Source organism: Corallococcus sp. CA049B (genome assembly GCF_003611685.1).
Classification (GTDB): domain Bacteria; phylum Myxococcota; class Myxococcia; order Myxococcales; family Myxococcaceae; genus Corallococcus; species Corallococcus coralloides.
Genome location: NZ_RAWC01000043.1, coordinates 1 through 23096 on the forward strand (window position 1 = coordinate 1; position 23096 = coordinate 23096).

15 protein-coding genes and 1 pseudogene are annotated in these 23096 nt (G+C 71.5%); 11 read left to right on the top strand and 5 right to left on the bottom strand.

The features are described from left to right. Window positions 1-1120 (bottom strand): annotated as a pseudogene (locus D7W82_RS12775) (hypothetical protein); the annotation flags it as partial. A 2-nt stretch (window positions 1121-1122) separates the two neighbouring features. Continuing rightward, window positions 1123-3426, bottom strand: coding sequence for a thioredoxin family protein (locus D7W82_RS42340; RefSeq protein ID WP_120618612.1), 2304 nt, complete (start codon window positions 3424-3426; stop codon window positions 1123-1125). Between the two features lie 155 nt (window positions 3427-3581). Between D7W82_RS42340 and D7W82_RS12785 the strand changes: the two genes are divergently transcribed. The 5 genes from D7W82_RS12785 (at window position 3582) to D7W82_RS12800 (ending at window position 10471) form a co-directional block, all read left to right on the top strand. Continuing rightward, window positions 3582-4409, top strand: a complete 828-nt coding sequence (locus D7W82_RS12785) for a RimK family alpha-L-glutamate ligase (protein ID WP_120618613.1) — start codon at window positions 3582-3584, stop codon at window positions 4407-4409. Between the two features lie 390 nt (window positions 4410-4799). Continuing rightward, window positions 4800-4934: a hypothetical protein gene (locus tag D7W82_RS42175; RefSeq protein WP_255417128.1), complete on the top strand. Its 135-nt coding sequence runs from the start codon at window positions 4800-4802 to the stop codon at window positions 4932-4934. Between the two features lie 353 nt (window positions 4935-5287). Continuing rightward, window positions 5288-8083, top strand: a complete 2796-nt coding sequence (locus D7W82_RS12790) for a serine/threonine-protein kinase (protein ID WP_120618614.1) — start codon at window positions 5288-5290, stop codon at window positions 8081-8083. Between the two features lie 135 nt (window positions 8084-8218). Further along, complete coding sequence (locus tag D7W82_RS12795) at window positions 8219-9481, top strand: sigma 54-interacting transcriptional regulator (protein WP_233587456.1); 1263 nt, start codon at window positions 8219-8221, stop codon at window positions 9479-9481. 57 nt (window positions 9482-9538) lie between these two features. After that, window positions 9539-10471 (top strand): hypothetical protein, encoded by a 933-nt coding sequence (locus D7W82_RS12800; RefSeq protein WP_120618615.1) that lies wholly within the window; start codon window positions 9539-9541, stop codon window positions 10469-10471. A gap of 48 nt (window positions 10472-10519) precedes the next feature. On the opposite strand, the gene D7W82_RS12805 is transcribed toward D7W82_RS12800, so the two are convergent. After that, complete coding sequence (locus D7W82_RS12805) at window positions 10520-11794, bottom strand: hypothetical protein (protein WP_120618616.1); 1275 nt, start codon at window positions 11792-11794, stop codon at window positions 10520-10522. A gap of 25 nt (window positions 11795-11819) precedes the next feature. Beyond that, on the bottom strand, window positions 11820-12866 hold the full coding sequence (locus tag D7W82_RS12810) for a hypothetical protein (protein WP_120618617.1): 1047 nt from the start codon (window positions 12864-12866) through the stop codon (window positions 11820-11822). A gap of 571 nt (window positions 12867-13437) precedes the next feature. On the opposite strand from D7W82_RS12810, the gene D7W82_RS42345 reads away from it, so the two are divergent. After that, on the top strand, window positions 13438-16437 hold the full coding sequence (locus D7W82_RS42345) for a hypothetical protein (RefSeq protein WP_147439303.1): 3000 nt from the start codon (window positions 13438-13440) through the stop codon (window positions 16435-16437). A 111-nt stretch (window positions 16438-16548) separates the two neighbouring features. Beyond that, window positions 16549-19212, top strand: coding sequence for a hypothetical protein (locus tag D7W82_RS12820; RefSeq protein WP_147439304.1), 2664 nt, complete (start codon window positions 16549-16551; stop codon window positions 19210-19212). An 83-nt stretch (window positions 19213-19295) separates the two neighbouring features. Here D7W82_RS12820 and D7W82_RS12825 read toward each other — a convergent pair whose 3' ends face one another. Continuing rightward, complete coding sequence (locus tag D7W82_RS12825) at window positions 19296-19565, bottom strand: GlsB/YeaQ/YmgE family stress response membrane protein (RefSeq protein ID WP_014394573.1); 270 nt, start codon at window positions 19563-19565, stop codon at window positions 19296-19298. Between the two features lie 230 nt (window positions 19566-19795). Between D7W82_RS12825 and D7W82_RS12830 the strand changes: the two genes are divergently transcribed. The 4 genes from D7W82_RS12830 (at window position 19796) to D7W82_RS12845 (ending at window position 22756) form a co-directional block, all read left to right on the top strand. Further along, entirely contained in the window at window positions 19796-20668 is an 873-nt protein-coding gene (locus D7W82_RS12830) for a JmjC domain-containing protein (protein WP_120618620.1), read from the top strand. Window positions 20669-20918: 250 nt separating this feature from the next. Beyond that, window positions 20919-21284, top strand: a complete 366-nt coding sequence (locus D7W82_RS12835) for a group 1 truncated hemoglobin (RefSeq protein WP_120618621.1) — start codon at window positions 20919-20921, stop codon at window positions 21282-21284. Between the two features lie 22 nt (window positions 21285-21306). Beyond that, window positions 21307-22302 (top strand): 2Fe-2S iron-sulfur cluster-binding protein, encoded by a 996-nt coding sequence (locus tag D7W82_RS12840; RefSeq protein ID WP_120618622.1) that lies wholly within the window; start codon window positions 21307-21309, stop codon window positions 22300-22302. Window position 22303: 1 nt separating this feature from the next. Beyond that, the gene (locus D7W82_RS12845) at window positions 22304-22756 is read left to right on the top strand and encodes an Rrf2 family transcriptional regulator (protein WP_120618642.1); all 453 of its coding nucleotides are present in this window, start codon (window positions 22304-22306) and stop codon (window positions 22754-22756) included. Window positions 22757-23096: the final 340 nt, after the last annotated feature.

Sequence of the window (23096 nt, forward strand, 5' to 3'; positions counted from 1 at the left end):
CCTCTGGCGTGGAGGGCCGGAGCACACGGCCCTGCCTGCGGGCGGCGGGGGCCTTCGCGGCCGGAGGCGCCACGAAGGGCAGGTCCTGCTCCTCGGCGCCTGAGTCTTGCTGTTCGTCCTCGTCGTCCTCGCTGGAGGAGGCGGCCTGCGCATCAGGCTCATCGGCCGCGGCGTCTTCCTCGGAGCCCGTGGCCTCCTCTCCCGTCTTGGCTTCTTCGGGCTCGGAGTCCTCGTCGGTGCCGGGGAGTTCCTCGGAGCCGATCGCCGCCGCGATGTCGGCCGCGGAGGCGTCGTCCTCCTCGGAGTCCTGCGACGCGTCCTCGTCGTCCGAGTCCTGGTCCGCGGCGGCTGCCGCCTCGGATGCATCCTCGTCGTCCGAATCCCCAGCCGCTGCTTCGGAAGCGTCGTCGTCCTCGGACTCCTCGTCGTCCGAAGCTTCGTTGTTGGACTCTTCGTCGTCCGAGGATTCGTCGGCCGCTTCTTCGTCGGATTCGTCGTCGTCCGAGTCCTCGTCGGCCGCTTCGTCGTCGGACTCCTCTTCGTCCGAGTCCTCGTCGTCGGACCCCTCGTCGTCCGAGTCCTCGTCGGAGTCGGACTCTTCCTCGTCGTCCGCCTCCTCCTCGTCGTCGGATGCAACCGGCACGTCGCGGGGCTGCGTGACCGCATCCACCGCCGCGAGGACCTCCTGCATGCGCGCCCGCGCGTGAGCGGCTTCGTCCACGGAGGACTGTGCCTTCGCGGGCTCGGACACCGTCGCGGCCGGAGCGGCGGCCACGGTCTCCTTCGCGGGGGCAGCGGCAGCCGAGGGGGCAGCGGCAGCCGAGGGGACGACGGCAGCCGCGGGGACGACGGCAGCCGCGGGGACAACGGCAGCCGCGGGGAGCTCCGCCGGACGCACCACGGGCTCCGGAGCACGGGCCACCGAAGCCCGCACGGGCTCACCCGCTCCCATCACCCCGAGCGCCACGGGCGTGGGCGCCACGTACCCGTTCTGTCTCGCGAGCATGAACAGCGCCTGGGCGACCAGGGCATTCCGGTCCACGCCCAGGTCGTGGCTCATCTGCTCCAGCGCCCGCCACAGGGGCTCCGCGACCTCGATGGTTTCACGAATCCGATTCATGCCTAGCTGCCCCTCAGATTGCTCTGCCACGGAGAGACGTGATCCGGGTCATTGAGCCAAAAGAACATCGCTTGCGTCTCCGCGTACTGCCGCTCCGCGATGGACACCAGGTTCGGGTGCAGGTCGCCCAGCGCCACGCCCTCGAACAGGAAGCCCTGGCCGGGCTTCGTCGTGCTGGCATTGCCGCGGAACTTGCGGTCCCGGCTCTGCCACAGCCGCTGCGAGGCCTGTCCCGCCGCCTGTCCGTAACCCGCCGGCGGCGCGATGCGCGTGGGCATCTGGAACGTCGTCTCGCCGCACGACCACAGCAGCCACGACAGCGCGCTCCAGTCCCCGCGCAGCATCATCGCCAGGTCCGCGAACCCCATCTCCAGGTCGAGCGTCTCGTCGATCTCCACCTGCTCGTCCTCGTCCGACTCCAGCTCTTCCTGCTTCAGCTCCACGGGCCCCTCACCCAGCAGGCCCGACAGGTCCGGCGGCAGCCAGGACACCGCGGCGCCGGGCTTGTACCGCTGGAGCAGCGCGCCGCGCATCGCCTGGAGCCGCGTGGCGTACTTGCGCACCAGCTGCTGGATGGCCTCCAGGGGCTGCTCGGGCTTCTCCGGCAGGCCGTCGTAGGTGCAGTGCGGAGGCTCCTGTCCCGCCCAGAAGTCGAACCGGGGGAACAACGCCCGCGCGTACGTGGCCAGGAACCGGGCGGTGTCTGGCTCCGCTTCCGCGAGCCCCTCCGCGTCCTTCCGCACCTGATCCGCCACGCCCAGGTTCAGCAGGATGAGGCCGCGCGTGAACAGGTACGCCTTGCGCTCCGGCGCGAGCAGCATCGCCGCGTGCAGGAAGTCCAGCGCCGCGCGAGGCCGGTCCGTCTGATCCAACAACACCGCGTAGCCCCGCAGCAGCGTGGCCGCCTCACCGCCGCGCATGAGCGCGTCCGCAATGGGGGCCCACGCCTGTCCCGCATCCTCCACCACGCTGTGCGCGACCTGACGGGCCGAGTCCTGCGTGCGCGGCAGCGTCAGCTCCTCCAGGCCCTGCTTCAACGGCTGGACGTCCAGCGACGTGGCGCACGCGCGCGCCGTGGCCAGCAGGGCCTCGCGGTAGCGCCGGTCCGCGCGGGCCTCCTTCGCCAGCTCGCGCCAGCCTTCCGCGCTCCGGGGGAGGTTGGAGAACACCGGCGAGCGCGCCAGCGTCTGCTCATCCATCGCCTGGCCCAGGTCGCGCTTGATCACCACCGCCCGCTGCGCGTCCATCAGGGACCACTCGCCACACGCGAAGTCGCCTTCCGCCCGGCCCTCCTCGAAGTGGACGCGGAAGTCCGCGTAGGTGTCCTCCGCGCGCGACCAGTAGCGCCCGTGCCGCCGTCCGTTGTCGAACTCGGCCTCCCAGAGCAGCTGGCCCTGCGCGTCCCAGAAGCGGGTGAGGCCGTGGCGCTCGCGCTCCGCGTTGAGCGTCACCTTGGCCCACTGGTTCAGGTCCTCGCGCAGCTCCGCGTCCTCGGGCAGGTGGGCCGGACGGGTGGGGTAGGGCTCGCCGGTGGACGGCACCACGCGCTGGCCGTCGCCGTTGAAGTGCTCCACCTGCCGCACGGTGCCGCGGTCGTAGTGCATCACCGTCTTGCGCACGCGCTCGCTCACGCCGCCTTCGTGCATGCGCTCGGTGGTGAAGCCGTCGGAGGCAATCCAGCTGCGAGGGCCGTGGAGCTGGCCCTGCTCGAAGGCGCCCTCCTGGGACACCGAGCCGTCCTCGTGGAAGCGCTTGAAGGGGCCGTGCGGCCTGCCCTGCTCCATGATGCATTCGTTGCAGAGGGTGCCGTCGGCGCGCCAGTACCGCCATGTGCCGTGCGGCCGGCCCTTTGCGTCCTTCGGGCCGAAGGACCACTCCTCGTCGCCGTCGTCCCAGGTGGCGCCCTCGGGGACGCCGGTGGGGAGCTGGCCCGCCTCGGTCCGCTCGCGGTTCGCCTTGCGGCGCTCCTCCTCCTCGACGTCCACGGCTCGCAGCGCGATCAGCAGCCGGTCCAGCGCCTCGGCGGGCAGCGCCTCGGAGACGCGGCGGACCTCCAGGCCGTCCTTGAACGCGACGAGGGTGGGATAGGCGTCGATGCCCAGCGGTCCGGCCACGGCCTCGTGCGCTTCCGCGTCGAGCCGGGCGAAGGTGATGTCCGGGAACCGCGCCGCGGCCTCGGTGAAGATGGGGGCGAACGCATGGCAGGGTTCACACCACGGCGCCCAGAAGTCCACGACGCACATGCCGGGCTTCTGGGTGACTGCTTCGAAATCCTCCGGGGTCAATTCGACCGGGACGCCTGCCAACGGGAACTCCTGCTCAAGGGGAGAGGCAGATAAGAGGGGCGCCGGGGGCCCGCGTCAACCGGCGCGTCACGGCGAGTCCGGCCCCCCTCCGGGCCGGACAGGGACGGCGGGTGCGTCCGCGAGCAGCAGGGGGCGGGACGTGGAACGATGGCCGGATGCGGCCCACCCTCGTGGTCATCAACGGTGAACAGTACTGGCAGCGCTACTTCCCGGAATACGAGGTCGTCTTCCGCAGGCTCCAGGAGTGTTCCTGGGTCCTGCGCGGTGGCGAACTCTGGTGCATCAACCGCGAGTCCGCGACACGGTTGGACGGCGTGCTCTGGCGGGTGGGCGCCATCCGCCCGGACCCCAGGCACCGCGCGACGCTGGAGCTCATCCGCCTGAGCGGCGTGCCCTGCTCCAACCCGGCGTCCGTGCTGGCGCGCTGTCACGACCGGCTGTCCATGCTGGCGGAGATGCGTGAGGCGGGGCTGCCGGTCATTCCGTTCGACGCCGCGCTCGGCGACGACATGCTGCGCCGGCTGGAGCGGCCCGTGCCGTTCGTCGTCAAGGTCGGCAATCACCACGCGGGGCTGGGCAAGGCGCTGGTGCGCGACGCGGGCGCGTGGCCGGAGATCGCGGACCTCCTCTTCGCCGCGGACGACTACGCGGTCGTCGAGCCCTTCATCGACTACGAGCGTGACGTCCGCTGCCTCGCGGTGGGCGAGCGCATGTGGGCGATGACGCGGGCGAGCGCGGGCTGGAAGGCCAACGTCGACACGCGCAAGTACCACGTCATCGACCCGCCGCCGGAGCTCGCGGAGCACACGCGCCGGGCCATGCGGCATCTGGGCGCGGACGTGCTGGGCCTGGACTTCCTCCAGGCGAAGGACGGCGCCTACACGCTGCTGGAATGCAACGACACGCCGGGCCTGTCCGGCTTCCCGGAGGCGCTGCGGGAGGACGTCGCGGAGTGCCTGCGTGTCCGGATGCGCCAGCGCTGAGTGGAGCGCAGCGACGCCGCGACGGTGTGCCGGAGCGGGCACCAGGTGGGCGCCCGGACGGAGGGAGCGGTGGGCCGGGAAGTCGTGCCTGCGCGGAAGCAAGGATGAAGCCACGGGCGGGGGCCGTGGTGGACCGCGAGTCAGTGTCTGTGCGAGTTCAAGGCGGAACCACGTGCAGAGGCTGCCCGTCGGGCGCGCTTGCCGGAGACCTGTCCGACTGTCCGACAGGTTCGCGCCCCATGTGGCCCGAGGCCATGAACCTGTCCGACTGTCCGACAGGTTCGCGCCGCATGCGGCCCGAAGCCACCAACCTGTCCGACAGTCGGACAGGTTTTCACCGCTCGGGGCCGGAGGGGGCGCCCTCCCGGTAGCCGGCGCGGACGGGTGCTCATGTGCCTATGTCAGACCCCTGATGCCGGGGCAGGGCATCACCCGGAGGGCAGCGTCGTCCGCACCCGCGACCGGCGCACCATCGCGAAGCTGCGTTACGAGGACTACGAGCGCACGCAGCGCGTGAAGCGCTGAAAAGCAAGAAGGCGGCGGTGTCTCCGTTCACCGCCGCCTCCATCCGAGCCACGCATCCAGTCGACCTGCGGCTCGGCGATATTCATGTGGCTTGTCGCGGATGAGGTCTGGCTGCACCCCGAAGTTGCCCGCGTTGTCCGTACCCATTGCGGCTGGCGTGCCAGCCTCCGGCCTGCCGGGCGCTCCCTGATTCCAGGGGTTTGTGTCCCACGCCGGGGGCGGCCCCTGATGACCGCCGTCCTGTCCCTGATGACGACTGTCACCAGGCAGGCAGCCTGGGTTGACGCGCCGCGGAAGGATGTTCGGAGCGGACGAGGGCCGGCGGTAGACTCGCGGATCAGGTCACGGCCCCCATGACGAAGAGAGACACCGGAAGGCGAAACACAGGCACCGGCAACTCGGACTCCGTGCGCGCGGGCACGGGCCGGGGCTCGGGATACGGAACGGGCCCCCGTCCGCGCCGCGCGGAGGACGTGCCGCCGGTTCCCCAGGTGGGCCGCTACCTGCTGCTGCGCAAGCTGGGGCAGGGCGGCATGGGCGTGGTGTACGCCGCCTATGACCCGGACCTGGACCGCAAGATCGCCCTGAAGCTGCTGCACCCGAACGCCAACCACGACAACGAGGAGGCGCGGTCCCGGCTCTTGCGTGAAGCGCAGGCCATGGCGCGCGTCTCCCATCCCAACGTCATCCCCGTCTTCGACGTGGGCATGTGGGGCGACCAGGTCTTCGTCGCCATGGAGCTGGTGGAGGGCGGCACGCTGGGCTCGTGGCTGAAGGAGGCGAAGCCGTCCTGGCGCGAGGTGCTGGAGCGCTACCTCCAGGCCGGCCGGGGCCTGCAGGCCGCGCACGCGGCGGGGCTGGTGCACCGCGACTTCAAGCCCGCCAACGTGCTGGTGAGCCACGCGGGCCGCGTCTACGTGACGGACTTCGGGCTGGCGCGGCAGGTGGGCGACGGACCGGAGGCCCCTGTCTCGCCGGAGGAGGCGCAGGTCCTGGAGTCCTCGGACCGGCGCATGCTGGACACCACGCTCACTGAAGCGGGCCTGCTGGTGGGCACGCCCAACTACATGTCCCCGGAGCAGTTCCGGGGCACGCAGCTGGACGCGCGCACGGACCAGTTCAGCTTCTGCGCGGCGCTCTACGGCGCGCTCTACGGCACGCGCCCCTTCGACCCGGGCAGCATCAAGGCCTACGCGTCCGCCAGCCGGAGCGCGGAGCTGGAGGCCACCGGCACGCAGTCGCTGGGCGGCACGCAGTCGCTGAACGCCGCGCCCGCGAAGGCCCCCGTCATCTCTCCGCCGCCCGCGCTCATCCGCGAGCCCCCGCGCGAAGCGAAGGTGCCCGGCTGGGTGCGGCAGGCGGTGCTGCGCGGGCTGGCGCTGGACGCGGACGCGCGCTTCGCGTCCATGCAGGCGCTGCTGGACGCGCTCTCCCAGGAGCAGCGCCACGGGCAGCGCAAGCGCTGGCTGGGCGCGGCGGGCGCGATGGCCACCTCGCTCGCGGTGGCGGGCGGCGTGGCGTGGCAGCAGTCCCAGGTGTGCGCGGACGCGGGCGCGCTGATGGACAGCGTGTGGACGCCGGACGCGAAGGCGAAGCTGGAGTCCGCCTTCCGCGCCACCGGGAAGCCCTTCGCGGAAGGCATGGCCGTGCGCGCCGTGCAGGTGCTGGGGCAGTACGCGGACGCGTGGAAGCACCAGCGCGTCCAGGCGTGCGAGGACGCGCGCGTGAGCGGCGTGAAGCCGGAGGAGCAACTGGACCGGCAGGTGGTGTGCCTGGAGCGCCGCCGCAAGGACCTGCGCGCCACGGTGGACCTGCTCGCGAGCGCGGACGCCGCCATGGTGGAGAAGTCCGTGGACATGGCGCACGCGCTGCCCGCGCTGCACGAGTGCGAGGACGTGGAGTCGCTGGCCGAACAGCAGCGCCGCCCCGCCGACCCCGCCCTGCGCGACGCCATTGAAGCGCTGGAGGACCAGCTGTCGGAGGTGCGCGCGCAGGTGGACGCGGGCCGCTACCCGGCGGCGCTCGCGGCGGTGAAGGCGCTGGAGGCCCCGGTGGAGAAGACGGGCTACCTGCCGCTGAAGGCGGAGATGCGCTTCCACCTGGGCTGGCTCCAGGAGCAGACGGGCCAGTCGCCGGAGGCGTCCCGCCTGCTGTCGCGCGCCGTGTTCGACGCGGAGGCGGGCAGGGCGGACCGGCTGAAGGTCGCCATCCTCAACAAGCTCCTCTACGTGGAGGACGGCCAGAAGCACTTCGACCCGGCGGCGAACTGGGGCGCGCTGGCGGAGGCCACCCTCCACCGCCTGGGCGGCGAGCCCGTGCTGCAGGCCGACGTGAAGGTGAACCAGGCCAACCTCGCCATGTCCCAGGGCCACATGGAGCAGGCCCGCGCGCGGCTGACGGAGGCGAGCGCCCTCTACGACAAGGCGCTGCCGCCCGAGCACCCCAAGCGCGCGCGGGCGCTCTTCCTCCTGGGCCGGCTGCTGCTGGGCACGGGCGACGCGAAGGGGGCGGTGCCGCTGTTGGAGGCGTCGCTCGCGAAGACCCTGGCCGCCGTGGGCCCGGTGCACCCGGACGTGGCCCGCCGGCACGGCCTGTTGTCCCTGGCCCTGCGAGACGCCGGCCAGCCCGAGCGCGCCCTGCCGCACGCCCAGGCGGTGGTGGACCTCTACAAGACCCTCCACGGCGAGAAGAGCGCCCAGGTGGCGGAGGCGCTGGACGAGCTGGGCATGTGCCAGCTGGGGATGAAGCGCTACGACGACGCGCTGAAGACCTACGAGCAGGCCGTGGCCCTCAAGCGCGAGCTGCTGCCCGAGGGCGACGAGGGCCTCCAGCCGTCCTACGACGGCGTGGGCCAGGCGCTGCTGGGCCTGGGCCGGGCACGCGACTCCGTGGCGCCGCTCCAGCTGGCGGTGTCCTTCGCGTCCGCGCCCCCGGATGCGCTGGCGGAGTCCGGCTTCGCGCTGGCGCGGGCGCTGTACCAGACGGGCCAGTCGCCAGAAGCCCGCGGGGAGGCCACCCGCGCCCGGGAGCGCTTCAGCGAGTCCGGGATGGACGCGCGCGTGGGCGAGGTGGACTCGTGGCTGGAGACCCTGCCCAAGGAGCCTCCGCGCCCGCCTGCCCGAAAGCCTTCCCGGGGCCGGCGCAGGTAGGACGACACGCGCGGCTGCTGGCGACCCCGGCGGGGCGTGCTACCGTCCCGCGCCGTGTCGCTGCCACCAGACGAGGACGAGGCGCTCCTGGACGCGACGGCCACCCTGAACCGGGGCCGTGCGGGACAGGTGCGGATGGTGCTCCGGGTGCTTTCCGGCGCGGAGGCCGGCAAGGCCCACCCGCTCAAGCAGGGGACGTACGTGGTGGGCAAGGCCCCCACGTGTGACATCGTCCTCTCCGACAAGGCCGTCTCCCGCCAGCACCTGAAGCTGGAGGTGCACGACGAGCACGTCGTCGCCACGGACCTGGGCTCGCACAACGGCTCGTTCGTGGAGGGGCTGCGCTTCACCGCCATGGAGCTGCGCCCCGGCAGCGTCATCACCCTGGGCGCCACCGAGTTGAAGCTGGTGCCGGAGGACACGCGCGAGCGCTCGCTGCCCCTGTCCTCACGCGACCGCTTCGGCGCGCTCGTGGGCCAGAGCCGCAAGATGCGCGAGGCCTTCACCGTGCTGGAGCGCCTGGCGCCCGGCGGCGCGGACGTGCTCATCCACGGCGAGACGGGCACCGGCAAGGACCTGTGCGCGGAGGCCATCCACCAGCAGAGCCCGCGCGCCAAGGGCCCCTTCGTCATCGTGGACCTGGCGGGCGTGCCCTCCACCCTCATCGAGTCCGAGCTCTTCGGCCACGTGAAGGGCTCCTTCACCGGCGCCCAGGCCGACCGCGCGGGCGCCTTCGAGCGCGCGCAGAACGGCACCGTCTTCCTGGACGAGATTGGCGAGCTGCCCCTGGAGCTGCAGCCGCGCCTCTTGCGCGTGCTGGAGCGCCGGCAGGTGAAGCGCGTGGGCGGCAATGACTACTTCACGGTGAACGTGCGCGTGGTGGCCGCCTCGCACGTGAACCTGGAGCAGGCCGTCCAGCAGGGGAAGTTCCGCCGCGACCTCTTCCACCGGCTCGCCGTGCTGCGCGTGACGTTGCCCGCGCTGCGCGAGCGCCCGGAGGACATCCCGTTCCTCATCGACCACATGCTCAAGCAGATGGGCCGGCCGCCGGGAGCGCTGTCGGACCAGACGCGCGCGCTGCTCATGCAGTACCCCTGGCCCGGCAACGTGCGCGAGCTGCGCAACGTGGTGGAGCAGGTGGTCAACCTGGGCGAGGAGGCCCTGCCGGACCTGGAGGCGCCCCCGGGCGCGGACGGCCGCAAGGGGCCGGACCTGGACCTGCCCTTCAAGGAAGCGAAAGAACACCTCATCGAAGTGTTCGAGCGCGACTACCTGAAGAACCTCATCGAGCGCTGCGAGGGCAACATCTCCCGGGCTTCCCGCGAGGCGGACATCGACCGTGTCTACCTTCGGAAACTCCTGCGCAAGCACGGGTTGGATCCGTCCGGGGACCCTTAACACGGGGCGGCATCCCAGGTAGGATGGAGTCCCCCATCCCCCTCCGGAGCCACGACCGTGAGCGTGAACATTTCTTCCAACGTCCTCCGCACCTTCCAGCAACTGGCGGAGGCGAAGCCGTCCGCCCCTCCGCAGCAGGCCGCTCAGCAGGCCGGGTTGCCGGAGGAGAAGGTCGTCTCGCAGGTGGAGGGCACGCCCACCACCGCCCAGACGGAGCAGGCCACGGACGCCTTCGCGGTGGTGCAGGCCCTCAACCAGGCGTGGGCGAGCCGCTTCCAGCCGGTCTCCGGCGCGTCGGCGAAGGACCTGGGCGTCAACGGGACGCTCGCGAACGCGCCCAAGGCCCCGGAGATTGGCGGCTGGGACGCCGCGGGGACGGCCCCCGACGTGGTCAAGCAGACCAACGCGAACGACTGCGGCGCCGCGGTGGCGGTGATGCTGGGCAAGGAGATTGGCACCAGCCAGGCCCAGCCCGCGTCGGACAAGGAGAAGATGTCCGCGCTGGAGTCGCGCTTCACGCAGGGCCAGGGCACGTCGCCGCATGAGCTGTCCAACATGCTGGCGAACCAGGGCGCGAAGGTGACGCAGACGTCGTCCAAGCTCGACACGAAGGCCCTGGATGACGCGCTCGCTCGCGGCGCCAAGGGCGCGGTGATGGTGGACTCCAGCCTGGTGGACCCCACGACGAAGCCGGGTGAGACGGGCCGCGCGCACTGGGTCTCCGTGGAGGGCAAGGACGACCAGGGCCGCTACCTCATCAAGGACCCCAGCACCGGCTCCAAGATTCCGGTGGACGCCCAGCGGCTCGCGGACTCCATGCAGATCAGCTGGGACCGGCACCAGGGCGGCGGGCAGATGATCGTCGAAAGCGCCCAGGGCATGTCGGAGGCCCAGGCCGCGCAGGAGGGCGGGCTGAAGGCCGTCGCGCTGGGCAACACGGATGGCGGCGGCTCGCGCGCCATGTCCAACTTCGGCCGCGAGTCTTCATAGGCCCTGAAGAGTGACGGCGGATGGACTGAAGTCCATCCGCCGCGGCCTTCAGACGGTGAGGTGCTGCACGGCCTGGAGCCGCAGCAGCTGGCGCGCCAGCTCCTGCACCTGCTCCACCTCCTCCAGGCCCATTGCCTTGCGCAGCGCGAGCCGCTTGTCCGTGGAGGCGCGCAGGAGCAGCGCGCGCAGCTGGGGATTGCTGAGCAGCGGGTTGAGCTGGCGCAGGTGGCCCACCAGCGCGCCCAGCTGGGGCAGCGTGAGGCCCGCCACCATCACCTGCGTCGCGGAGCCCTCGTCCGGGCTCTGGCTGGTGGCCAGCATCCACGGCGACAAGAGCAGGGAACGGGTGAAGTCCGTTTCGCAGGACAGGCCCAGCCGCGCGCACTCCTCCACCACGGGGCCGGAGTCGTGGCCCGCGATGATGGGCTGGATGCGGGCGGCCTCGTACTTCTGGAGGACGGCGTCGTAGAGCTTCCGGGCCTCCACTCCCTGCGGCGTGCGCGGGAACTCCGCGAAGGCCTGGGCAATCTCCGCGCGCAGCGTGCCCAGGAGCGTGGCGTCATCCGCCGTGCCGGGCTCGCCCAGGACCTGGGCCAGGTAGGCCCGGTCCTCGGGGACCGCGTTCGCGGACTTCCACCACTCGAAGGTGACGGTGCTCACGCTCAGGACCACCGGCAGGGTGACGACGCCCTGGCGGCCGGGGTTGGCGAGGAAGGCGCTCATCTTCCCCTCCACCTCCGTGAGGCCGCGGTAGAGGCGGTTGAGCACGGCGATGCGCAGCTTCGCGCGCCCCTCCAGCGCCTGCTTCGCGGCGTCGGACGACTGGCCGTCCGTGGCGGTGCGCTCCCGGGAGGACTCGGAAGCCGCGGGCCGGCGCTCGAGCCGCGGCGCCCCGGGCGCCTGCGGTGTCGTGGGCGGAGGCTGGGGGAGCGCCGGGGCCGTCTGGGGCGCCTGCGCCGCGAGGGCCGGGGGCTGCTCCAGGGTGCCCAGGCTGGCGGCGCCCTGTGACGTGCCAGGGGCCATTCCGGCCTGCTGCTGGGCACCCCTGGCACCCCCACCGCCGGCTTCGTTGCGCTCCGTCTCGCCGGAGCGGCCGAAGTCCATGCCGTCCTGGGGGCCGGCCTGCTCCAGGCCCCCCTTGGCGGAGGCGCCCTTCGCGGAGCCTCCCTTGACGGCGACGCCTCCCTTGCCAGCGCCGCCCTTCGCGGAGGCCTTGCCGGATGACTTGCCTTCACCGGACTGCGCCTTCTCCTCCTTCTCCTGCGCGGGGCTCTGCAGGGGCAGGCCCGGGCGGGGAAGGCCAGATGGAAGGCGGACGCTCATGGACGGGGGCCTCGCTAGGGGGGAATCAGGCCAGGTTCTTCAGGTGGACGACGAGGTTGCTGTCCTTGCTGCCCAGCGTGCTCGCGTCATCCGTGGGGATGACGTAGCCCTGATCCGCGCCGACGTGCTTGCGGAAGAAGTCTACCACCTCCGGATCCTGCACGTTGGACGTGGTGCTCTTCTTGATGCCGTACGCGGAGCCGTCCGCTCCCTTGGCCTTCACGGAGTCAGGCGCGTTGGCGAGCAGGTTGTCCATCGTGCCCGACAGTCGGCCGCCGCCGTCCGGCTGGATGGTCATCGCGGTGTTGTGCCCCTCGATGTAGCTGACGTCGTAGTACGTGTTCCCGAACCCGCCGTCGAACTTCACTTCACCGAGCGTCGCGTTCTTGCCGTCGCCGCTGTCGCTGCGGAAGTTGCCGGACCAGTTGTCCGGGAACTGCACCGTGCGGCTCTCACCGGGCTTCAGCGTGACGGAGTCGACGGCCTTCTCGCCCGCGTTGGGGGTGAAGTTCACCGTCATCGGCTTGTCGCCGTCGTTGTTGAGGGTGATGGTGTTCTTGCCCTTCACCGCGCCCGAGTCGCCCACGGACTGGGGACCGGCGACGGCCGCGTTCTTCTGGGGAGCCGCCGGAGCCGGGGTGCCCTGCGCGGGGGCAGGAGCCGCGGCCTGGGCCATGGCAGGCGCAGCGCCCTGGGCAGTGGCAGGCGCAGTGGCCTGAGCAGTGGCAGGAGCCGCGGCCGGACCCGCGGCCTGGGCGGCCGGACCCGCGGCCTGCTGCGCACCGGCGCCGTTCATTCCACCGAGCAGGTCCACCAGCTGATTCACCATCTGGACCATCTGGGCCAGCTGCTCCATGGGATTGCCGCCCTGGAGCGTGCCCTTCCTGCCCACGCCCGCCGGCGCGTCGAAGCCATCCGCCTGGAACATTCCCTGGCGCGAACCCGCGCCGCACCTCGTCTTCGCCGCGTCCGCCGTGGGGCCCGACACCGGGCTGGAGAGCTCCGTGGCGGACGTGCGGGGCGAGAAGGAGGAGCTGGCAACGGACGACTTCGACAGGGGGGAGAGCGCCATGGCGGGGTTCCTCGGAGATGGGATGGGGCGGCGGGAAGAAGCCGTCCGGTTCAGCGATGCAGGGGGCTAGAGCAGGCCGCGTGCCAGCCCTCCCTGCGGCCCAAGTCCCTGAAATGACTGGTGGGTGGAGTGGCAGAAGGCCGCCGGGCTGATGACTGCCGTCAGGCCCCTGGTGTCTGCCGTCATCAGTCCCCCCGGGCCCCTGCGCGCTTGGGACCGGGACGCATGTCTCACCGCGCCATGTGAAGACAGCCATCCATTGATGTCTGGCGTCATCGATTGAGCGCCCACCGGGACCTCATGGGTAGGGCTTCACCCAAGGGTGTTTCAAGAGACGTCTGTCCAGACAGACCCACGCATTGGGTTTGTTTTTTTGGAAGGTGGAAAATTCGCATGTCTGAGATTGGGTGTTACCAAACCGACACCTCGACGCTGGGTGTGGCCGGGGTCGCGCTTCCCGCGCGCGCCGCCGCATTCCCTCGCGGGTCTCCCTCCTTCGCTCCCCATTCCTATGTCCGTTCAAATGCCTTTCCGGGCGCCGCCCCCTTCGTGGGGACGGTTCCTGGTCGTCGTGTCCGCATTGCTCACCCTGGCCGGTTGTCAGAAGGCCGCCGCTCCCGCCGAGCCCCAGACGGAGGACGTGGGCGCCGCGCGCTTCGTCGTCGCCGTGCACCAGGCGGTGACCGCCTCCGACGTGCAGCGGGTGGACCTCACGGTGGATGGCCCGGGCCAGCCGGAGCTCACCGTGCAGCTCGCGCCGGACAACTCGGTGTGGACTGGCCTGTTGAGCCAGCTGCCCGCGGGCACCGGGCGCCGCTTCCGGGCCTTCGCGTATGACGCGAACGCGCGGCTCATCTACCGGGGGGAGGCGTTGGACGTCACCATCACCGCCAACCAGACGGTCCAGGTGAACATCCTGCTCCAGCAGGTGGACCCGTCCCCCGAGTTCGAGAACGCCGGTCCCATCATCACCTCGCTGGTGGTGTCGCGCTCCTCGGTGGAGGTGGGTGGCTTCGTGGACGTGCGGGCCACGGCCTACGACCCCAACAGCGGCGACGTGCTCACGTACGCGTGGACGGCGACGGCGGGCACCTTCGGCACGCCCGCGGCGCTGGCCTCGCGCTGGACGGCCCCCATGACGGAGGGCGTGCGGACGCTGACGCTGACGGTGGCGGATCAGCTGGGCGCGTCCACCGCGGTGAGCTTCCCCATCCTCGTGGAGGGCACGGGCGTGGGCGAGGCGGAGGTCTTCGTGCGCTTCAACTCCTGGCCGCAGGTGGTGTCGCTCACCGGCTTCCCCACGCAGGTGGTCCCCGGCCAGTCCATTGGCGTGAGCGCGCAGGGCCAGGACAACGACGACGTCGCGGCGAACCTGCACTACGCCTGGACCGCGAGCTGCGCGGGCACCTGGACGGACGAGGGCACCGCGAACGCGCGCTTCACCCCCTCGGAGCTGCCCACTCAGAGCACCTGTGACAACTGCCAGCTCACCGTGCGCGTGACGGACGGCCGGGGCGGCGAGGGCCTGGGCCACCTGGGCGTGTGCGTGGGCGCGCCGGTGTCCGCCAACGTGGCGCCGCGCATCACCAGCGCCTTCCAGACGGCCCGCACCGTGGACCCGGGCAGCACCGTGCGCTTCAACGTCCGCGCCATGGATCCGGAGGGCACCGCCCTGGTCTTCGCCTGGGAGGCGCCGGCCGGCACCCTGGGGACGCCCGCCCCCATCTCCGAGGGCAGCGAGGTGACGTGGACGGCCCCCGCGTGCGTGGACGCGCAGGCGACGCCGGTGGTGCGCGCGCGGGTGACGGACGCGGAAGGGCTGGAAGCCGTGCAGACCTTCTCCCTCACCTGGACGGGCCCCGCGTGCGCCACGGCGCTGGGCTTCCTCATGCAGCCCTCGGACGTGCTGGCGACGAACGTCATCACCCCCGCGGTGCGCGTGGTGCTGCTGGACAGCCTGGGCCGCACGTCGCTGGCTCCCTCGGGCCCGGTGCGGCTGGCGTTGGGCGCGAACCCCGGCGCGGGCACGCTGTCCGGCACGGTGGAGGCGGCGCCTTCGGCGGGCATCGCGACGTTCGCGGACCTGAGCATCGACGCGTCGGGCGTGGGCTACACGCTGGTGGCGTCCGTGGCGGGGATTCCGTCCCTGGCGAGCCAGGCCTTCACCATCCAGCCGCTGGCCGTGCGCGGCGCGTCGGTGGACCGCTTCCTGACGACGGGCAACGCGCAGTTGAGCCGGAACACGGACCTGGGCGCCACGGTGGTGCAGGCGCTGGTGGAGCAGGGCAACGGCACGTTCACGACCTTCGACGGCGCGGGCGCGGCGGATGGGACGTTCTCCATCCAGGGCGTGCCCTCGGGCGCGTACTACCTGCGGCTGGGCAGGGACTACGTCGTGACGAACTCGCGCGCGCCGGACATGGGGCGTGACGGGCAGGGCCGCCCGGACGCGGTCCCGGCGAGCTCGAACACGTATCTGGCCGTGGACCTCCAGGGCCTGGCGCCCTGGCAGGTGGGGGACGACATCGAAATCTTCTCCGCGGGCACGGGGCTGTGGGCGCAGGGCGTGCCGGAGTACGCGCTGACGGGCGCCGCGCTGAGCGCGGGCAGCCAGCGCTGGACCCAGACGCTGGAGTACGCGGACATGCGCAACGCGAGCCCCGTGGAGGCCGCCGCGGGCGACACCGTGACGTTCCACCAGCTCTCCCTGAAGTCGGAGGCGACGAGCGGCGCGCCCGTGGCCTACACGGCGGCGACGCGGGCCTTCTCCGCGCCGCTGGCGGTGGCCCAGGGCGGCACGGCGAGCTTCACGGGCACGCTGGCGGCGCTCGCGCAGGACCAGGTGCTGAACGTGGACCTGCGCACGCAGGCCTTCGAGGCGCTGCGCACCCAGGTGCACCCCGGTGCCACTCCGGTGGACCACGTGCTGTTCGTCGCGGCGTTCCCGGACGGCACGCGGGGCAGCTACACGTCCGCGCCGGACCTGCTGACCTACTTCCCGGCCAAGGGCGCCGCGGACCGCGCTTTCTCCTTCAGCTACGGCAACCCCTTCCCGGGCTTCACGCAGGCGGGCCTGGCGGAGACGTCCTTCACGGTGTCGCTGCTGGCGCCGGGCGCGACCCAGGCGCTCACCGTGCGGCCCTCGGTGGGCCAGGCGGACGCGCTGCCGTCGTTCCACGCCTCCGCGCTGGCGCCCCGGCTGGGCCCCGCGCGCTCGCCGACGCTGGCGGGCCAGGACGCCTTCGGGAACGTGACGGGCGTGGGCCTGACGCCGCGCCTCGCCTGGACGGCGCCCTCGGTGGGCACCGCCACGCACTACCGCGTCCGCGTCTATGAGGTGTTCGTGAACGCGCAGGGCCGCACGGCGCAGGCCGCGGGTGGTCCGGTGGCGCAGCTGTACACTGCGGCCACGTCGCTGCGCTTCCCGCCCGGAGTGCTGGCCGCGGGCAAGCAGTACTACGCCATCCTGGAGGCGGCCTCGTCCGGCAACGCCGACTTCCAGGGCCACCCCTTCCGGTCCTCCTGGCCGGAGGCGCACGCAATGCTCGTGACGGGCATCTTCGCGCCGTAGGCGTCGCGGCGTCCTGAAACGCCGCTTCCGCCCCGAGCCTCCAGGTCCGCGTCGGGCCCTGGGGGCTTCGGGCGTTTCCGCAGTCACCCCCGTCGTCGTCGGAAGCTCCCCATGTCCCTACCGCGTTCGGTGCGTGCCCTGATGGGCACCGCCGTGTTGTGTGTCCTTTCCCTGTTGTCGGTGAGTTGTGCCACGGAAGACTTAGATGACGCCTGCGACGCGGGCTGTGTCGCGGGCGAGGCGTGCCAGGACGGAGGCTGTATCGATGAAGCCTGTGTCGGGTTGGTGTGTCCCGACGGACAGGTATGCGCCGGGGGCGACTGCGTCCAGCCCGCGGTCATCATCCCCACGCCGGTGGAGGCGCAGTGGGGAACGAAGAAGGAGAACGGCGAGGCCTGCGCCTCCAACCGGGACTGCAACAGTGGCACCTGCGCGGATGGCGTCTGCTGTGACTCCGCCTGTAACGGCGCGTGCGACGCGTGCAACCTGCCAGGCAACGAGGGCATCTGCACCGTCGCCCCGCGCGGCACGGCGTGTGACGACGGGGACGCGTGCACCCTCGAGGACGTCTGCGACGGTGAGAGCGCGACCGCCTGCGGGGGCACGCTCAAGGCCTGCAATGCCCCGCCGAACCAGTGCCACGAGACGGTGGGCGCCTGCTCCGAGGGAACCTGCACGTACACGACGAAGCCCGCGGGCACCGCGTGCGACGACGGCAACGCCTGCACCCACGGGGAGACGTGCGGCACCGACGCGAGCTGTGGCAACGGCACGCTGAAGGTCTGCGAGTCGCCTGGCGGCGCGTGCCTGGAGAACGCGGGGGCCTGCCAGCCGGAGACGGGCGCGTGCACGTACACGCCCCGGTCGCAGGGCACGGCGTGCCGCGCGGCGGTGGGCCCGTGTGACGTGGCGGAGGTCTGCACGGGGGCCGGAGGCGAGTGCCCGCCGGACCTGAAGCAGCCGGCGGGAACGGCGTGCGTGGATGACGGCAACCCCTGCACCACGGATGTCTGTGATGCTTCGGGCTCGTGCCTGCACCCGGTGCTGGGCGTGGGCACGGTCTGCGGCGCGGGCAGCGTGTGCAACGCCTCCGCGCAGTGCATCTCCAGTTGCTTCATCGACGGGGCGCTGGTGGCGGCGGGGACGACGAACCCGGCGGGTGCGTGCCAGGTGTGCGACCCGTCCCGCTCCACGTCGGCCTGGAGCTTCAAGTCCGCGGCCACGCAGTGCCGGGGCGCGGCGGATGCCTGTGACGCGGTGGAGTCCTGCACGGGCAGCAGCGCGCAGTGCCCCGCGGACGGCGACGTCGCGGCGGGCACCAGCTGCGGCGCGGGCAGCATCTGCGACGCGTCCGGCCAGTGCTCCGCGAACTGCTTCATCGACGGTGCGCTCTACGCCTCCGGGGCCACGAACCCGGCCGGCGCGTGCCAGGTGTGCAACCCGACGCTGTCCACGACGGGCTGGAGCTTCAAGCCCGCGACCACGCAGTGCCGCTCGGCCTCCGGTGTCTGCGACGCGGCCGAGTCCTGCACGGGCAGCAGCGCGCAGTGCCCGGGCGACGCGGCGGTGGGCAACGGCACGTCGTGCGGCGGCGGCTCCGAGAGCGCCTGGGGCCCGTGCGAGGGCTTCTCCGGGACGTGTGGTGAGACGGGCACGCAGTCGCGCACGGTCACGGTGCAGGCCTGCTTCAACGGCGGCTGCCAGGCGTCCACCACCACGGAGACCCGCGCCTGCACGCGCAGCACGCAGGGCAACGCCTGTGGCTCCTCCAGCACGGGCAGCTGGGGCACGTGCAGCTACTCCGGCACCTGTGGCGAGAGCGGCAGCCGCTCGCGCACGGTGACGGAGGGCTTCTGCTCCGCGGGCGCCTGCCAGCCGTCGAGCCGGACGGAGACGGAGGCCTGCACCCGCGACACCGACGGCATCACCTGCGGCAGCACGACGACGGGCAGCTGGGGCACGTGCAGCTACTCCGGCACCTGCGGAGAGGACGGCGTCCAGTCGCGCACCATCACGGAGCGAGTGTGCTCCGCCGGCACGTGCCAGTCCTTCAGCGACACGGAGACGGCGGACTGCTACCGCAACACCGAGGGCAAGTCGTGCGGCACCACCACCACGGGAAGCTGGGGCCCGTGCGGTGGCTACGCGGATTCCTGCGACGAATCCGGCACGCAGCAGCGCAGCGTGACGACGCGGACGTGCTCGTCGGGCTCGTGCGGCAGCACCCCGTCCACGGAGACGACGACCTGCAGCCGCAGCACGTCGGGCAATGCCTGTGGCACGCAGGTCGGAGCCTGGGGCCCGTGCGGCGGCTTCAGCGGCACGTGCGGCCGGTCGGGCACCCGGTCCCGGACGGTGACGAACCTGGTCTGCGGTGGTGGCTCCTGTGGCGGTGGCACGAGCTATGAGGAATCCCAGGCATGTGAACGTGACACCACGGGCGCCTCCTGCAACGACGACAACGCCTGCACCACGGGGGACACGTGCGACAGCGGAGGTGGCTGCTCCGGCACCCAGATGTCCTGCCCTGGTGGCGGCACGTGCTCGAACGGGACGTGTCCTCCCACCTGCAGTGGTTACGGACAGGCCATGTGCAATGGCGTCTGCACCAACCTGATCAACAACAACAACAACTGCGGAGGTTGTGGAATCAGGTGTGCGGTCAACGCGGGCGAAATCTGCCAGGGAATGGATTGCGTCTGCGTTGGCCTGCGGTCGGAAAAGAATGGGGAACCGGGGGCGCTTCCTCGCTGCGCGCCCGACAACCCGCTCTAGTGCCCTGACCGCGTGAAAAACACTTCTCGCGCGGGACGCATGCGCCCCGCGCGAGAAGTCTTCACGGCTTCAGCACGTCCAGGTCAGACCCTTCGGACCGTGCTCGAATGGATGAGCCGCAGTATCAGCAGCAGCACCACCGCTCCAATGAACGCCACGAAGATGGTGCCCGCGATGCCACCGAACGGGGCTCCCGTGCCGAGCGCCCGGAGGATGAAACCTCCCAGGAACGCGCCCACCACGCCCACGACGATGTCGCCAATCAGGCCGTAGCCACCGCCCACCACCGCGGACGCGAGCCATCCGGCGATGAGGCCGATCACCGCCCACAACAGGATTGTCTCCAGCGCCATGTCTCCTCCTCCCATCGAGGTGATGGACGGAACATGGGCATGATTCCCGGCCATGCCCGCCCCTCCCGCAAGGGCGACGGCAGGGCGGGCAGGCAGCCGCGTCTTCAGAGGAGAGCGGGGCAAAATGCCCCACGGAAACCCGGGGCAAAATGCCCCAATTTGAACCTCTGTTCGCGCTCTGCTGGCATTGAGTGAACACCTGTCGCTGAAGGCGGCGAGGAGTCACTTCCATGAAGCGCATCTTCGAGTCCGTCGGGTCGCCGTTGCAGTTCGACCGTGAGTCCTTCCGGTGCCGTCACACGCTCCTGGGACATCCCGCGTTGGAGCTGGAGAACCTGGCGGGCGTGGTGCAGCGGCTGCCTTCCGAGAACGTGTTCTTCAGCTCCGGTCTGGTGCCCAAGGACGCGGACTTCGACCGCGCGCACCTGGACTACCGCACCGGCCTGTCGCTGAAGGACACCGTGGAGAACATGATGACGAGCAACTCGTACATCATGCTGCGCGCGCCGGAGCAGGACCCCAGCTTCCACGATCTGTACCGCGCGCTCCTGTCGGAGGTGGAGGACCTGATGCGCCAGCAGGGCGTGGGCACCCACGCCGTGGATCCGATGCTCTACCTCTTCATCGCGTCCCCTGGCAGCGTCACGCCCTTCCACCTGGACCGCTACTCCACGCTGCTGATGCAGTTCCGGGGCAGCAAGGCGGTGCACGTCTCGAAGGCGTGGGACGAACAGGTGGTCCCCGCGCCGGACCTGGAGGCCTTCGTCGCGCGCTCCGGCTCCAAGGTGAATTACCGCGAGGCCTTCGACGCGACGGCGGAGCGCTACGCCTTCGGGCCCGGGGACGCGCTGCACATCCCCTTCGTGGCGCCGCACTACGTGAAGAACGGCGCGGACGATGTCTCCGTGTCGCTGTCCATCATCTTCAACACCCGCGAGACGGCCCGGCACCTGCGCGCGCTGCGCGCCAACCATGCGCTGCGCAAGCACCTGGGGCCGTTGGGGCACCGGCCCACGCCGGTGAACCGCTTCCTGCCGCTGGACCACGTGAAGAGCGGCATGGAGCGCGTGGTGCGCCGGGCGCGCGGCCTGCTGCACGCCTGAGGACGGCGCGCTCGCGGGCAGGGGATCCGCGGACCCGGTGGAGCCCCCCGCGAGGCACGGCCCTCACCCGCCAGGCATCCGCCCCGCGGTCTGCCAGGAAAACACCTCCACGACTGTGCGCATGAGCCCATGGCACATGCGCGAGAAGTTCGCCCGATGCTCGGAATCCCGGGGGATTGACGGCGGCACCCTTAAAGGTGCATTCAGGATGCATCTTTTTGGGGCGTGGGCCCGGAAAGCGAGCGGAGTCATGACGAGCGTGTACGAGAAGATTGGCGGAGAGCCGGCGATGGCGGCGGCGGTGGACGTCTTCTACCGGAAGGTGCTGGCCGACGAGCGCATCAGCCACTTCTTCGAGGACGTGGACATGGAGCGCCAGGCCGCGAAGCAGAAGGCGTTCCTGACGATGGTGACCGGCGGGCCCTCGAACTACTCGGGCAAGGACATGCGCGCGGGGCACAAGCACCTGGTGGAGCGCGGGCTGAACGCGATGCACTTCGACGCGGTGGTGGGGCACCTGAAGGAGACGCTGGAGGAACTGGGCGTGCCCGCGGAGCTGGTGGGCCAGGTGATGACCGTCGCCGAAGGGGCGCGCGCGGACGTGTTGAACCGCTGAAGCAGCCGTCAGGAGGCACGCCATGGCGAAGGTACGGCATGAATCCGAGTGGTATCCGCTGGAGCCCGGAGAGACGGTGCTGGACGGACTGCTGCGCCAGGGCGTGCGCGTGCCGCATGCGTGCCGGGCGGGGGCCTGCCAGTCCTGCCTGATGCGGGCGACCTCGGGCACGGTGCCCGAGGCGGCGCAGGTGGGGCTCAAGGACACGCTGCGGGCGCGAGGCTACTTCCTCGCGTGCACGTGCCGGCCCCAGGAGGGCACGGCGCTGGAGGTGGCGGGGGCGTCGGAGCTGCGCGTCCCCGCGCGGGTGGTGGACCTGGGGTCGCTCAGCGCGGACGTGTTCGCGGTGCGGCTGGAGGTGGAGTCGCCGCTCGACTATCGCGCGGGGCAGTACGTCACGGTGGTGCGCGCGGACGGGCTCGCGCGCAGCTACTCGCTGGCGAGCCTGCCTCGCGAGGGCCGGCTGGAATTGCACGTGCGGCTCGTGCCCGGGGGCGCCATGAGCGGTTGGTTCGCCCGCGAAGTCAGCCCCGGTGACCGGGTGCACGTGCAGGGGCCGGCCGGGGATTGCTTCTACGTGCCCGGGCAGCCGGAGGCGCCGCTGCTCCTGGCGGGGACGGGCACGGGGCTCGCGCCGCTGTATGGAATCCTGCGGGATGCGCTGGAGGCGGGCCACACCGGCCCCATCCACCTGTTCCACGGGGCGAAGGATCCGGGCGGGCTGTACCTCGTGGATGCGCTGAGGGCCCTGGCGGCGAGCCATCCGAACCTCCACTACCGGCCCGTCGTGCTGGCGGGGGGCGGTGGGGCGGTGGAGGAGGGCACCCTGGAGGCGAAGGTCCTCACCTGCCTCCCGAAGCGCCCGTTGGGCTGGCGAGCGTTCCTCTGCGGCAACCCCGAAGCGGTGCTATCCCTGCGCAAGAAGCTCTTTCTCGCGGGGTTCTCGCTGAAGGACATCCACGCGGATGCCTTCCTTCCGAGCGTTCCGCGAGCGGGGCCCGTCGCCGGAGCCGCCTGACTTGCACCTGACCCTTCACGCCGACTACTCGCTGCGCGTCCTCATGTACCTGGCGGCACGTCCCGGGCGGCCGTCGTCCACGCAGGAGATGGCGGACGCCTACGGCATCTCCAAGCACCACCTGGTGCGCGTGGTGCAGACGCTGGCGCAGGAAGGGCACGTGGAGGTGAAGCCGGGGCGGGCCGGCGGCGTGCTGCTGGCGAAGGCCCCGGGAGACATCCGGCTGGGCAAGGTGGTGCGCGCGGCCGAGCCGGGCTTCCACCTGGTGGAGTGCTTCGACAAGGAGCGCAACACGTGCCCCATCGCGCCCGCGTGCGGCCTCAAGGGCGTGCTGGCGGAGGCGCGTGACGCGTTCTTCGCCACGTTGGACAAGTACTCGTTGGAGGACCTGCTGCGGCGCTCCAAGCCCGGCCTGTCCGACCTGCTGCTGACCCCGGCCGCGCCGCAGGGGTAGGCGCGCCGGGAAGGAAGCGGTGACGTCCGGACTGGACGCAGCCCCCCCGGAGCGCGAATGTCCCAGTGGGTCCAGACCCTCCTGAACATCACCGCGCGAGGTACTCCGCAGCCGCGCCTCCAGCTCCACGATGCGAGCCTCCTGCTGCGCAATGCGAGACTCCTGCTGCTCGATTCGCGCGAGCGCCGCGCTCAGCAGTCGCTCCAACTCTGCGATACGCGCATCTCCTGGGGTCGGGAGTGGCCACGCCCTAGTATTTCCAAGCCGCCCCCGGCCCACGTCGAGCGTGGTGAGGCCCACCATTCGCTGCCTCACTGCCCCCTCAGGCGAGCACCACCCC

Excerpts from the sequence above, each read along its gene's own strand:
- D7W82_RS12785 (WP_120618613.1), top strand. The coding sequence starts at position 3,582 with ATGCGGCCCACCCTCGTGGTCATCAACGGTGAACAGTACTGGCAGCGC.
- D7W82_RS42175 (WP_255417128.1), top strand. The coding sequence starts at position 4,800 with ATGTGCCTATGTCAGACCCCTGATGCCGGGGCAGGGCATCACCCGGAG.
- D7W82_RS12790 (WP_120618614.1), top strand. The coding sequence starts at position 5,288 with ATGACGAAGAGAGACACCGGAAGGCGAAACACAGGCACCGGCAACTCG.
- D7W82_RS12795 (WP_233587456.1), top strand. The coding sequence starts at position 8,219 with ATGGTGCTCCGGGTGCTTTCCGGCGCGGAGGCCGGCAAGGCCCACCCG.
- D7W82_RS12805 (WP_120618616.1), bottom strand. The coding sequence starts at position 11,794 with ATGAGCGTCCGCCTTCCATCTGGCCTTCCCCGCCCGGGCCTGCCCCTG.
- D7W82_RS12810 (WP_120618617.1), bottom strand. The coding sequence starts at position 12,866 with ATGGCGCTCTCCCCCCTGTCGAAGTCGTCCGTTGCCAGCTCCTCCTTC.
- D7W82_RS12820 (WP_147439304.1), top strand. The coding sequence starts at position 16,549 with ATGTCCCTACCGCGTTCGGTGCGTGCCCTGATGGGCACCGCCGTGTTG.
- D7W82_RS12825 (WP_014394573.1), bottom strand. The coding sequence starts at position 19,565 with ATGGCGCTGGAGACAATCCTGTTGTGGGCGGTGATCGGCCTCATCGCC.
- D7W82_RS12830 (WP_120618620.1), top strand. The coding sequence starts at position 19,796 with ATGAAGCGCATCTTCGAGTCCGTCGGGTCGCCGTTGCAGTTCGACCGT.
- D7W82_RS12835 (WP_120618621.1), top strand. The coding sequence starts at position 20,919 with ATGACGAGCGTGTACGAGAAGATTGGCGGAGAGCCGGCGATGGCGGCG.
- D7W82_RS12840 (WP_120618622.1), top strand. The coding sequence starts at position 21,307 with ATGGCGAAGGTACGGCATGAATCCGAGTGGTATCCGCTGGAGCCCGGA.